The 12,819-nt window shown below is 45.4% G+C and carries 10 protein-coding genes and 1 tRNA gene; 9 read left to right on the top strand and 2 right to left on the bottom strand.

Annotated features, from left to right (window positions below):
- Positions 1-7: 7 nt before the first annotated feature.
- Both luxO and uvrB read right to left on the bottom strand, forming a co-directional pair.
- A complete protein-coding gene (gene luxO, locus OCV30_RS05215; RefSeq protein WP_065677939.1) occupies positions 8-1,396 on the bottom strand; it encodes a quorum-sensing sigma-54 dependent transcriptional regulator LuxO in 1,389 nt (462 codons plus the stop codon).
- 301 nt (positions 1,397-1,697) lie between these two features.
- Complete coding sequence (gene uvrB, locus OCV30_RS05210) at positions 1,698-3,728, bottom strand: excinuclease ABC subunit UvrB (protein WP_065677938.1); 2,031 nt, start codon at positions 3,726-3,728, stop codon at positions 1,698-1,700.
- A gap of 509 nt (positions 3,729-4,237) precedes the next feature.
- Here uvrB and OCV30_RS05205 point away from each other — a divergent pair.
- The 9 genes from OCV30_RS05205 (at position 4,238) to gloA (ending at position 12,743) form a co-directional block, all read left to right on the top strand.
- Positions 4,238-4,313: transfer RNA gene (locus OCV30_RS05205), tRNA-Asn, on the top strand.
- Between the two features lie 510 nt (positions 4,314-4,823).
- Complete coding sequence (gene rsxA, locus OCV30_RS05200; RefSeq protein WP_004734039.1) at positions 4,824-5,402, top strand: electron transport complex subunit RsxA; 579 nt, start codon at positions 4,824-4,826, stop codon at positions 5,400-5,402.
- Between the two features lie 2 nt (positions 5,403-5,404).
- Positions 5,405-5,998 (top strand): electron transport complex subunit RsxB, encoded by a 594-nt coding sequence (rsxB, locus tag OCV30_RS05195; protein WP_065677937.1) that lies wholly within the window; start codon positions 5,405-5,407, stop codon positions 5,996-5,998.
- A gap of 7 nt (positions 5,999-6,005) precedes the next feature.
- The gene (gene rsxC / locus OCV30_RS05190; protein WP_065677936.1) at positions 6,006-8,981 is read left to right on the top strand and encodes an electron transport complex subunit RsxC; all 2,976 of its coding nucleotides are present in this window, start codon (positions 6,006-6,008) and stop codon (positions 8,979-8,981) included.
- Positions 8,981-10,027, top strand: a complete 1,047-nt coding sequence (gene rsxD / locus OCV30_RS05185) for an electron transport complex subunit RsxD (RefSeq protein WP_065677935.1) — start codon at positions 8,981-8,983, stop codon at positions 10,025-10,027. The genes rsxC and rsxD overlap by 1 nt, the downstream gene beginning before the upstream one ends.
- Positions 10,028-10,039: 12 nt before the next feature.
- Positions 10,040-10,669, top strand: a complete 630-nt coding sequence (rsxG, locus tag OCV30_RS05180; protein WP_065677934.1) for an electron transport complex subunit RsxG — start codon at positions 10,040-10,042, stop codon at positions 10,667-10,669.
- Positions 10,669-11,361: an electron transport complex subunit E gene (locus OCV30_RS05175; protein WP_065677933.1), complete on the top strand. Its 693-nt coding sequence runs from the start codon at positions 10,669-10,671 to the stop codon at positions 11,359-11,361. The genes rsxG and OCV30_RS05175 overlap by 1 nt, the downstream gene beginning before the upstream one ends.
- A gap of 206 nt (positions 11,362-11,567) precedes the next feature.
- On the top strand, positions 11,568-12,203 hold the full coding sequence (gene nth / locus OCV30_RS05170; RefSeq protein ID WP_010437137.1) for an endonuclease III: 636 nt from the start codon (positions 11,568-11,570) through the stop codon (positions 12,201-12,203).
- 123 nt (positions 12,204-12,326) lie between these two features.
- Complete coding sequence (gene gloA / locus OCV30_RS05165) at positions 12,327-12,743, top strand: lactoylglutathione lyase (RefSeq protein WP_004734046.1); 417 nt, start codon at positions 12,327-12,329, stop codon at positions 12,741-12,743.
- Positions 12,744-12,819 lie beyond the last annotated feature (76 nt).

The following is a 12,819-nucleotide window of genomic DNA, read 5'->3' as shown; positions in this document are numbered from 1 at the left end:
TTGGTGATTACTGCTTCGCATTCCATGTTTGCAATTTTCGGTATATCGTCGATGGACTGACATCCAAGAAACCTGCCGCACGGGGAATGTTGCCGTCACACGCTTTGATGGCCTGTTCGATAGCCGTTTTCTCAGTGATCCACAATGGGAAAATATCTTTTACCGTGATGTCTTCGTTCTGCTTCTCTTTTAAACGGAGACTGTTTTCAATTGGTTGGTTCAATGGCGGTGGAAGCATATTGAGAGTAATCTCTTTACCATTATTCAGTACCACTACATTTCGCAACACATTTTGTAACTGACGAACGTTCCCCGGCCACTCATATTGATTAAAGCGATCGAGTACTTCTTCAGCAAAACGTACGAACGCCTTGCCTTCTTCGACAGACATATAACCCAGCAATGAATATGCAATTTCGATGACATCTTCACCACGCTCACGCAATGGCGGCAAATGCAGTGGAATCACATATAAACGGTAGTATAAATCTTCTCTAAAGCGACCTTCTTGAACTTCCTTCCAAGGGTCGCGGTTCGTTGCACATACGAAACGAACATCCACACTCTTCATCTTCGAAGAGCCGACTTTTTGAAAGGTACCAGTTTGAATGAAGCGGAGTAGCTTAGTTTGCAGCTCTAAGTCCATTTCGCACAATTCATCGAGGAACAGGGTTCCACCATCTGCAAGTTCAGCTGCGCCTTGTCGATCCGTTGCCGCTCCAGTAAAGGCCCCTTTAACGTGACCAAACAATTCACTCTCAATCAAATCTTTAGGAATCGCTGCACAGTTAATTGCGATAAATGGCTTATCGCCACGCTTACTCGCAGCGTGAATGGCTTCAGCACATACCTCTTTACCGGTACCACTTTCACCTGTGATGAAAATACTGGCTTTGCTCGATGCGGCAGAATCGATCGTTCGGTAAACCTGCTGCATGGTTTGACTACTGCCAATAAAGCCTTGATAGTTCTGATTTCCTGGATGTTCCGAGCTATTTTTAAGTTTAGTGGCTTTGCGGATCGCGTTGTTCACCGTAATACGAAGTCGGTCGGCTTCACACGGCTTGATAAGGAAATCTTGGGAGCCATGTCGCATGGCTTCTACTGCGGTATCAATAGAGCCGTGAGCAGTCATGAAAATAACGGGAACTTCCGGATATTTTTGTTTTACAGCAAACAGTACATCCATACCCGTCATATCGGGCAGGCGTAGATCTAATAAAATGAGGTCTGGGATTCGATGGTTCAAACTCTCGATTGCATCGCGGCCAGTACCAACAATGTTAATATCAATTTCGAGCGGTGTAAGATACGATCGATATAACGCTGCTACCGACGCGGTATCTTCTACCATTAACAAATACTTCGATTTGTTATCTAACGTTTTTGATTGCATATCCTAGCCATTTATAATTTGCATTTCTTATTATAATCGCATTCCGCTTTGCATTATGCAAATTAACCGCACTATTTATACTGTGTTCGTTTGCTTGCTTCAAACAATCAATGTGTTATCTATATGGCACGAACGATGCAGTTATCTAACTGACCTTCGGGTCACCTAGCCAACTGACGTTGTTAGTGGACAGAGTGTTCACAAACGTAAGCCAGTAGAACATTTACTACTGGCTGTTTTTTGCCTGAAACACTCTCAATTCTTGTATTGAGGGGAACAATTCTTCGAATGGAAAGTGAGATTAGCTGTTGGTAATAAACTGCTTTCTTAGCTGCTCAATTTCATCACGCTTTTGAGCGGCCAATTCAAATTCTAGATTCTGAGCATGCTGATACATCGCAGCTTCTAGCTTGCTGATCTCTTTCTCAAGCTGTTGTGGAGTCAGTACGGCATAACTTTCAGAAGGCTCTGCCACCTTAGATAGAGGAACTTGCTTCGATTGGCGCTGCTGCTTCGACTTGGTTAGATCACCCAACTCCATAATGTCTTTGATATTACGTTTAAGCGCTTGCGGCGTAATACCTTGCTCTTCGTTATAGGCCTGCTGTTTCTCACGACGACGATCGGTTTCATCAATCGCCTTTCTCATTGACTTAGTAATCGAGTCACCATATAGAATTGCTCGACCTTCCAAATTACGAGCTGCACGGCCAATGGTCTGTATCAAAGAACGCTCAGAACGTAAGAAGCCCTCTTTATCAGCATCAAGAATCGCCACCAGCGATACTTCCGGCATATCCAAACCTTCTCGAAGTAAGTTAATGCCCACTAACACGTCAAACTCGCCCAAACGTAGGTCTCTGATAATTTCTACGCGTTCAACGGTATCGATATCAGAGTGCAAGTAACGAACTTTAACGCCATGCTCACTCAGGTATTCAGTTAAGTCCTCTGCCATTCGCTTAGTTAGCGTCGTGACAAGTACACGCTCTTCTTTCACTGAACGTATTCTGATTTCAGACAATAGGTCATCAACCTGAGTCGCGACAGGCCTTACTTCGATAATTGGGTCTAACAAACCAGTAGGACGCACCACTTGATCAGCAATCTCACCATCTGATTTCTCGATTTCGTAATTGCCTGGCGTGGCCGACACAAAAATCGTTTGCGGGGCTATAGACTCAAATTCTTCAAACTTCATTGGACGGTTATCCAATGCCGAAGGCAGACGGAAACCAAACTCAACTAGAGTTTCCTTACGCGAACGGTCACCTTTATACATGGCGCCAATTTGCGGCACGGTCACGTGTGACTCATCGATAATCAACAGACCATCATCAGGCAAGTAATCAAATAACGTCGGAGGCGCTTCCCCTTCAGCACGGCCACTCAAGTATCGTGAATAGTTTTCGATACCAGAACAGAAGCCAAGCTCGGTCATCATCTCGATATCAAACTGAGTTCTTTGAGAGATACGCTGTTCTTCTAGAAGCTTATTATTGTCTTTTAAATATTGAGCTCTATCACGCAACTCATCCTTAATCTTCTCAATCGCTTCAAGGATTTTCTCTCGTGGAGTGACATAGTGCGTTTTTGGATAAACCGTAAAGCGAGGCAGGTCTCTTTGCTTAACCGCACCAGTTAGTGGGTCAAAGATACTGATGCAATCCACTTCATCATCGAACATTTCAATTCGCACGGCATCTTGGTCAGATTCAGCCGGGAAGATATCAATCACTTCACCACGCACGCGGAATTGACCTCGTTCAAATGCGACGTCGTTTCTTGAATATTGTAGCTCCGCCAAACGGCGCAAAATATCACGCTGATCCATGACCTCACCACGACTCAAGTGAAGCATCATTTTCAAATACGATTTAGGATCACCAAGACCATAGATAGCCGATACAGAAGCCACAATGATGGCGTCTTTTCGCTCTAATAAGGCCTTGGTCGCCGAAAGTCTCATCTGCTCGATATGAGCATTCACCGACGCATCTTTCTCAATGAACGTATCCGTGGTTGGTACATACGCTTCAGGCTGGTAGTAATCGTAGTAAGATACGAAGTACTCAACGGCATTATTTGGAAAGAAGGATTTCATCTCACCATAAAGTTGAGCAGCCAACGTCTTATTCGGTGCTAACAGAATGGCAGGTCTTTGTGATTGGGAAATGACATTGGCAAGCGTAAAGGTTTTACCTGAGCCCGTTACCCCTAATAGAGTTTGATGTGCTAAACCAGAATCTAGTCCATCTAATAATTTGGTAATTGCCGTCGGCTGGTCACCGGACGGACTGTAGTCCGATACCAAGTCAAAGAGTTTACTCATAGGTCGCCATTTCCATACTGTTTATTTAATCAGGTCATTGTCACTCTAGGAGGAGTGTCGTTGCAACTATTATCTAGAGAAATGCATCTTAAGATTAGATATCAGTTATAGCTTTTATTTTTGGAACTTGGTATTATCCGTGCCCCTGCAAGATCTCTTCAGCTAAATTACTCGATTTTTAATCCACTACTTTTCCCCAAAAAATCTAAAAATAGCACTTGTTTTACTGTTTATTTTATAATCTTAAAAAGTTATACAATCGTAATGTTTCGATATAAAACTTTTAAATACATCACGTTACCGCAGATTTTAACATTTTCAGATTTATCCCAATTATTGTTGTTAAAGTTTCACGCACATACTTATCCACAATTTTGGTGGATAACTAAAGCAAAGCTAAATCTGATAAGGCGTTCAAGAAAGTAAAGTTTTTTATCTTATTTTTTTCTGCTATTTTTTATTGACAGAAAATAGGAGTCTTATTAGAATTCGCGTCGCTAACAAGCAATTCCCCTTTAGTTCAGTTGGTAGAACGGCGGACTGTTAATCCGTATGTCGCAAGTTCAAGTCTTGCAAGGGGAGCCAAATTCAGAAAAAAGCTCAATCGAAAGATTGGGCTTTTTTCGTATATAACTGCGACTAACTTGTTCCAAGTTAATGTCACAAACCTAGCCGCCCGCGTTCAAGTCTCGACAAGGGGGCCAAATTTAAAGAAGCCGCATCACTCGATGCGGCTTTTTGCGTTTTAACGTACTCACTTTCCTAAAAGCCCTCTAAGCAACCGAGCAACAGCCTTGAGTTAGCAACAATCAATTGACTCAAAAGTTCGCTATTTACTTCAACCAATTTCGACCTTTTGGCCGAAGACAAAAGTGAAATCACTGAGTACTCAAATGATCAGACAAAGATCATTGTGATATACCGCTGCACGCTCACACCATCAAAATCTATGTCTATACTTACTGCAGCTTTGGTAATCAATCGATTACCTGATGTTTTTTTCACCAAGTGTCTAAATCCCTAGTGATCCTTGGTTGTTATTAGGTGAGCAAAACAGGATAATATCGGGATCGGAATCTCAAGAATTAATCCATTATGACCGAATACCTTTTGTTGTTGGTTGGCACAGTGCTGGTCAATAACTTTGTGCTAGTGAAGTTTTTAGGGCTATGTCCATTTATGGGCGTCTCCAAGAAGTTGGAGACTGCTATTGGCATGGGCCTCGCGACGACTTTCGTTCTAACGTTAGCGTCGGTATCTGCATACCTAGTAGAAACCTACATCCTTACCCCTCTGGGTATTGAATACCTGCGTACCATGAGTTTCATCTTGGTTATTGCGGTGGTTGTTCAATTTACGGAAATGGTCGTTCACAAAACCAGCCCGACTCTATATCGCCTGTTGGGTATCTTCTTGCCTCTTATCACCACCAACTGCGCGGTGTTAGGTGTGGCACTTTTGAACATCAATGAAAACCACAACTTCATTCAGTCGATCATCTATGGTTTCGGCGCGGCTGTTGGTTTCTCTCTTGTTCTGATCCTATTTGCTGCGATGCGTGAGCGTATTGCGGTTGCTGATGTTCCTATGCCATTCAAAGGCGCCTCGATTGCGATGATCACAGCAGGCCTAATGTCTCTGGCATTTATGGGCTTTACTGGGTTGGTGAAGTAAGAATGAGTACCATCTTAATTGCAATCTTTGCACTCGCCGTTTTAGCCGCTGTTTTTGGCGCTATCTTAGGCTTTGCTTCTATCCGCTTTAAAGTAGAAGCCGATCCGATCGTTGATCAAATCGACACCATTTTACCGCAAACCCAATGTGGCCAGTGTGGTTACCCTGGTTGTCGCCCATACGCAGAGGCGATCGCTAACGGAGACAAGATCAACAAATGCCCTCCTGGCGGCCAAGCAACCATTGAAAAGCTAGCAGATTTAATGGGCGTAGAAGTTGAAGACTCCGCTCATGACTTAGATAACAAAGTAAAAACCGTTGCCTTCATTCATGAAGATATGTGTATTGGCTGCACCAAATGCATTCAAGCCTGCCCTGTCGACGCTATTGTTGGTGGCACCAAGGCACTCCACACAGTAATCAAAGATGAATGTACAGGTTGTGATCTATGTGTCGCACCGTGCCCTACTGACTGTATCGAAATGATTCCAGTGGCAACAACGACTGAAAATTGGAAATGGCAGATGAACATCATTCCTGTTACGGATATCACTAACCAAGCAACTGATGTGACCGCGTCAGAGCCTAAGGCATAGGGTTAGTATGATCTCTTTAATTGAACAAATTCGCACGGGCTCTATTTGGAACTTCCCGGGCGGTGTGCACCCTGCTGAAAACAAGAAACAGTCGAATACTACTGATATCGTGCATGCAAGGCTCCCAGAAGAAATCGTTCTTCCAGTGAAACAGCACATCGGTAAGCCTGGTAACTTATTGGTTGCTGTCGGTGATGCCGTACTCAAAGGTCAACAACTGACGGCCTTAGAGACTGGTTTTACTTTGCCAGTACATGCACCAACATCGGGTGTGATTACCGCTATCGAACCACGAACCACCGCTCACCCTTCAGGCTTGAGCGACGTGTGCGTGGTTATTAAATCTGATGGCTTAGACGCTTGGATTGAAAAAAATCCAGTTGAAGATTTCTCGACAAAGACTTCTGACGAACTGCTTGATGTGATTCGCCAAGCTGGTATTTCAGGCATGGGTGGCGCAGGCTTCCCTACGGCTAAGAAGCTTCAATCAGGTCTAGGTCGCACCGACATTTTAATAGTCAACGCTGCTGAGTGTGAACCTTACATCACCTCAGATGACAAGTTACTTCAAGAACATGCCGACGAAGTATTAAAAGGCATCGAAGTGGTTGAACACATTCTTCAACCAAAGCTGACGGTTATCGGCATTGAAGACAACAAACCAGACGCGATAAAAGCACTTGAGATTGCAGCAAAAAACAAAGACATCGTCATTCGCGTTATCCCAACCAAATACCCTTCTGGTGGTGAGAAACAGCTGATAAAGATCCTCACCAATAAAGAGGTTCCAGCTGGCGGCATTCCTGCAGACATAGGTGTTTTGGTTCAAAACGTCGGCTCGCTTTATTCAATTAAGAGAGCGGTAATCGACGGTGAACCAGTAGTTAACCGCGTGGTGACTTTAACCGGTAAAACCTTTAAGCAACCTCGTAACGTGTGGGCACTATTAGGTACACCAGTACACGAGTTACTTGAAGAGTTTGGCTACAAAGCCGATAAAAAACTGCCGCGTTTAATTTTGGGCGGCCCGATGATGGGCTTTACCTTGCCGCATGCCAATGTGCCAATCACTAAAACGTCGAACTGTATTTTAGCGCCAACGCGTCGTGAGATCTCTCCAAGCACTTACGAGATGGAATGTATTCGTTGTAGCGCGTGTGCCGAGGCTTGCCCCGCATCACTTCTTCCTCAACAACTGCAATGGCATGCGAAAGCCAACGAGTTGGATAAGTGTGAAGAACTGAATATTAAAGACTGTATTGAATGCGGTGCTTGTGCATTTGTCTGCCCAAGTGAAATTCCTCTTGTTCAGTACTACCGCCAAGCAAAAGCTGAGATCAAAACTCGAAAAGATGAAGCCGCTGCAGCAGAGCGCGCCAAGATTCGTTTCGAAGAGAAAAACGCTCGTATGGAGCGTGACAAAGCAGAACGTGAAAACCGCTTTAAGAAAGCAGCTGACAACCGTCGTAAAGATATGAAATCTGCGGATGGTGATGATGCGATTGCAGCTGCGATTGCTCGCGTTAAAGCGCAAAAATCCGCGGCAGACCAAGCTCCTAATGCGGAACCAGCGGTGAAACCTGCGGTTGCTGCTGCGATTGCCAAGGCAAAAGCAAAACAAGCTGCGGCTCAGAAAGCGGATAGCGCTGAACCAGACAATTCTGAAATGTCGAAACTGCGTGAAGAACGTAAACGACAAGCTCGAGAGCGCAAGGCACAACAAGCAGCAACTGATGCTCCTGCAGAAAGCTCTGGTGATGGCAAAAAAGACGCTGTTGCTGCAGCTACCGCTCGTGCTAAAGCCAAGAAAGCTCAACAAGCGGAATCGGCTTCTGACGCTCCGGCTGAAAATACTGGCGATGCCAAGAAAGACGCTGTTGCTGCAGCTACCGCTCGTGCTAAAGCCAAGAAAGCTCAACAAGCGGAATCGGCTTCTGACGCTCCGGCTGAAAATACTGGCGATGCCAAGAAAGATGCTGTCGCTGCAGCTATAGCTCGCGCTAAAGCCAAGAAAGCACAGCAAGTGGAATCGGATTCTGAAGCTCCGATTGAAAAAGCAAGCGACGCTAAGAAAGACGCTGTCGCTGCAGCCATTGCCCGTGCTAAAGCGAAAAAAGCACAGCAAGCAGAGTCAGCTTCTGATGCACCAACTGAAAGTACTGGTGATGCCAAGAAAGATGCTGTTGCTGCGGCCATTGCTCGCGCTAAAGCCAAGAAAGCTCAACAAGCAGAATCGGCTTCTGACGCTCCGGCTGAAAGTACTGGCGATTCCAAGAAAGACGCTGTCGCTGCCGCTATCGCTCGTGCTAAAGCGAAGAAAGCTCAACAAGCGGAATCGGCTTCTGACGCTCCGGCTGAAAGTACTGGCGATGCCAAGAAAGATGCTGTCGCTGCGGCTATTGCTCGCGCTAAAGCCAAGAAGGCTCAACAAGCGGAATCTTCTACTCCAACAGCAAGCGAAGCTCCGGTTAAAAGTTCTGGCGATGCTAAGAAAGATGCTGTCGCTGCGGCCATTGCTCGCGCTAAAGCCAAGAAAGCACAACAAGCTGAATCTTCTACTCAAACAGAAAGCGAAGCTTCAGCTGAAAGCTCTGGTGATGCCAAAAAAGATGCAGTCGCTGCCGCTATTGCTCGCGCCAAAGCGAAGAAAGCACAGCAAGCTAAGCAAGACCAAACAGCAGAAACTCCTGAGCCAGTGATTGAAGTTGAAGCTGAAATTCAATCAGAGCCCGTCGATCCTAAAAAAGCGGCCGTTGCCGCTGCAATAGCTCGCGCTAAAGCAAGAAAGGCACAACAAGCGAAACAGGAAGAGTCAGCAGAAACACCTGAATCTGTGGTTGAACCTATAGTTGAATTAAAGACTGAGACTCAACAAGAACCAGTCGACCCTAAAAAAGCAGCGGTTGCTGCAGCGATTGCTCGTGCTAAAGCAAGAAAGGCGCAGCAAGAGCAAGACAAAAAGAATAATGAGGAGAAAGAGTAGTGGCCTTCTTTATCGCCAGCTCACCGCACGCGCACAATCGTAGAAGCACCCCAGATCTGATGAAATGGGTGACTATTTGTGCATTGCCAGGTCTACTAGCTCAAACCTACTTCTTTGGGTGGGGTACGCTCATCCAGTTAGTATTTGCTATCGCACTTGCTGTTACCTTTGAAGCAGCCGTAATGCTGCTAAGAAAACGCCCACCAGTGATGGCATTGCGTGATTACAGTGCGGTTGTGACCGCTTGGCTGTTAAGTGTCGCGATTCCCCCACACTCCCCGTGGTGGATTCTAGTCATAGGTATGTTCTTCGCTATTATTATTGCGAAACACCTATATGGCGGCCTTGGACAAAACCCATTTAACCCAGCGATGGTGGCTTACGTTGTTTTGCTGATCTCATTCCCAGTTCAAATGACCAGCTGGAATGCGCCGACCAGTTTAACTGCTGAAGCTACGAGCTTTGTTGACTCCTTCTTGATGATCTTTACTGGTTTCAATAATGAAGGCTTGTCTTTACAACAAGCACGCCTTGGTATTGATGGCACCACTATGGCGACGCCACTCGATGCCTTCAAAACCGCACTAACGGCAGGCAACACGGCTTCTGAAGCTCTGTCTCAACCTCAATTTAGCTGGTTAGCTGGTGTAGGCTGGGAATGGGTAAACCTTGCTTACCTTATTGGTGGCTTAGTGCTTATCAAGCAACGCGTGATTCAATGGCATATCCCAGTAGCGTTTCTGGGAAGCTTGACCCTATTTAGCCTAGTATTCTTGATGTTCACTCCCGGTGAAACCGCATCACCGACCATTCATCTACTGTCTGGCGCAACCATGCTTGGTGCGTTCTTCATTGCAACCGATCCGGTTTCAGCTTCGACGACAGTAAAGGGTCGCTTAGTATTTGGTGCTCTGATTGGCGGGTTGGTGTTTATTATCCGCAGTTGGGGTGGTTTCCCTGATGGCGTGGCGTTTGCTGTATTGTTAGCCAACATGTGTGTTCCACTGATTGACTACTACACCAAACCTCGTACATACGGTCACTAAGGAGCAGATGCCATGCTAAATGCAATTAAGAAAAACGGCCTTGTACTTGCGATCTTTGCGTGTGTTTCAACAGGTTTGGTCGCGGTAACTCACTACCTGACCAAAGATCAGATTAAGCAGCAAGAACAGGCTCAATTACTGTCCGTGCTTAACCAAGTGATCCCGCACGATCTGCACGAAAATGAACTGTTTTCAGCCTGTACTCTGGTTCAAGCAGAAGAGCTGGGGACTGAACAAGCGATGCCAGCTTACATTGCTAAACTCAATGGTGAGCCAAGTGCGATTGCGATCGAAGCGATTGCACCCGATGGCTACAACGGCGCAATTAAGGTCATTGTTGGAATGAAAATTGACGGTACGATTTTAGGTACTCGCGTGCTTTCTCACCAAGAAACTCCAGGTTTGGGTGATAAGATTGATTTGCGTGTGAGTGATTGGATTCTCTCATTTGCTGGTAAGCAAGTGACGAATTCTAATCTTGACCGTTGGAAGGTTCGTAAAGATGGTGGTGACTTTGACCAGTTCACTGGCGCAACCATTACGCCAAGAGCTGTCGTTAAGTCAGTGAAGCAAGCGGTGCAGTACGTTAACCAAAACAACCAAGCATTGCTTGCTCAACCTCTAAATTGTGGTGGTGAATAATGAGTGATCATAAAACACTAATTAAAAATGGCATGTGGTCCAACAACCCTGCCCTAGTGCAACTCCTTGGCTTATGTCCGCTGTTGGCTGTCTCTTCAACTGTGACTAATGCTCTTGGATTAGGTATCGCTACCTTGCTTGTATTAGTCGGGTCGAACGTGTCTGTTTCTCTGGTTCGAAACCATGTGCCAAAAGAAGTGCGTATTCCAGTATTCGTGATGATCATTGCTTCACTGGTAACCTGTGTTCAACTTCTGATGAACGCCTACGCGTATGGCCTTTACCTCTCTTTGGGTATCTTTATCCCGCTGATCGTAACCAACTGTATCATCATTGGCCGAGCGGAAGCCTTCGCGTCTAAAAACGAAGTTTTACCTGCTGCTCAAGATGGGTTTTGGATGGGTCTTGGCATGACATCAGTACTGGTTGTATTGGGTGCAATGCGTGAGGTTATTGGTAACGGGACCCTATTTGATGGCGCAGACCTACTCCTTGGTGATTGGGCTTCGGTGTTACGAATCCAGATATTCCAATTTGATAACAGCTTCTTGTTAGCCCTGCTACCACCCGGCGCCTTTATTGGTGTTGGTTTCTTGATTGCTTTGAAAAACATCATCGACAACCAAGCTAAATCTAGACAGCCAAAACAAGAAAAACCAGCTATTGAACGCGCTCGCGTTACCAATGCCTGATAAGTTACAGTAGCTTAAATCCTGCTGAGTAGCTCAACCGCTCAGCAGGTAAATAGATTGACCAAGTACACATAATAATGACGCTCATAAGAGCGCGTAACCGATGATAAAGCCTGAACCATTGCGAAACTTGTTATTTTAAAACGAGTAAGTTTGAAAGAACTTCGCCGGAACTCAAGCCCTAACTATTTGAAAGTAATGTCGCTATGAACAATGTAAAACGAGTAGAAATACTTGAGCGTTTAAGAGAAAACAATCCAAAGCCAGAAACCGAGCTTAATTGGAACAGCCCTTTCGAGTTGCTGATCGCAGTGCTCTTATCTGCGCAGGCAACCGATGTCAGCGTCAACAAAGCCACTGATAAGCTGTACCCTGTGGCTAATACTCCACAGGCTATTTTCGACCTAGGTGTCGACGGCCTAAAAGAGTACATCAAGACCATCGGCCTATTTAATTCGAAAGCAGAAAACACCATCAAAACGTGTCGTATGCTGCTTGACCTACATAATGGTGAAGTACCGGAAGATCGTGCTGCGTTAGAAGCCCTTCCAGGTGTAGGCCGCAAAACAGCAAACGTAGTGTTAAATACTGCATTCGGTTGGCCAACCATTGCCGTTGATACTCACATCTATCGTGTATCAAACCGCACTAAGTTAGCAATGGGTAAAACGGTCGATGATGTTGAAGCTAAGCTGCTTAAAGTCATTCCAAAAGAATTCAAACTGGATGTCCACCACTGGCTCATTCTTCATGGACGTTACACCTGTGTGGCGCGTAAACCACGCTGTGGCAGCTGTATCATTGAAGACTTGTGTGAGTTCAAGGAAAAAACCGACGTCTAGGCTAGCTCTAAGCGAATGAAGCTAAGAAGCTAAGAAGCTAAGAAGCTAAACAGTGCCGCATTTTTCTAGCGGCATAAAACAGAATTACAAAAACGTATACATAATTAAAGCTAGGAGCAAATCATGTCAAACGGTCGTATTTTACACACTATGCTACGCGTTGGTGATCTAGACAAGTCTATCGAGTTCTACACCAATGTAATGGGCATGCAGCTATTACGTAAGAACGAAAACAAAGAGTACGAATACACACTGGCTTTCGTTGGCTTTGGTGACGAATCTCAAGGCGCTGTGATTGAGCTGACTTACAACTGGGGCACGACTGAATATGACCTTGGCTCAGCTTTTGGTCACGTTGCTATCGGTGTTGATGACATCTACACAACATGCGACGCGATTAAAGCAGCAGGCGGTAATGTGACACGTGAAGCGGGCCCTGTAAAAGGCGGCTCTACTCACATCGCATTCGTTAAAGATCCTGACGGCTACATGATTGAGCTTATTCAGAACAAACAAGCAAGTGCTGGTCTAGAAGGTTAACCCTTCGTAGCCTCTGCAATATTTGGCTATGGAATAAACACTATAAGCGAGCATAAAGCTCGCTTTTTTTGTAGCT

Origin of the sequence: Vibrio atlanticus (assembly GCF_024347315.1) — a bacterium.
Lineage (GTDB): Bacteria > Pseudomonadota > Gammaproteobacteria > Enterobacterales > Vibrionaceae > Vibrio > Vibrio atlanticus.
This window is presented reverse-complemented; position numbering and strand designations above follow the sequence as displayed.

Bases quoted from the DNA above. Each gene is read 5' to 3' on its own strand.
- luxO (WP_065677939.1), bottom strand. From the start codon at position 1,396: ATGCAATCAAAAACGTTAGATAACAAATCGAAGTATTTGTTAATGGTA.
- uvrB (WP_065677938.1), bottom strand. From the start codon at position 3,728: ATGAGTAAACTCTTTGACTTGGTATCGGACTACAGTCCGTCCGGTGAC.
- rsxA (WP_004734039.1), top strand. From the start codon at position 4,824: ATGACCGAATACCTTTTGTTGTTGGTTGGCACAGTGCTGGTCAATAAC.
- rsxB (WP_065677937.1), top strand. From the start codon at position 5,405: ATGAGTACCATCTTAATTGCAATCTTTGCACTCGCCGTTTTAGCCGCT.
- rsxC (WP_065677936.1), top strand. From the start codon at position 6,006: ATGATCTCTTTAATTGAACAAATTCGCACGGGCTCTATTTGGAACTTC.
- rsxG (WP_065677934.1), top strand. From the start codon at position 10,040: ATGCTAAATGCAATTAAGAAAAACGGCCTTGTACTTGCGATCTTTGCG.
- OCV30_RS05175 (WP_065677933.1), top strand. From the start codon at position 10,669: ATGAGTGATCATAAAACACTAATTAAAAATGGCATGTGGTCCAACAAC.
- nth (WP_010437137.1), top strand. From the start codon at position 11,568: ATGAACAATGTAAAACGAGTAGAAATACTTGAGCGTTTAAGAGAAAAC.
- gloA (WP_004734046.1), top strand. From the start codon at position 12,327: ATGTCAAACGGTCGTATTTTACACACTATGCTACGCGTTGGTGATCTA.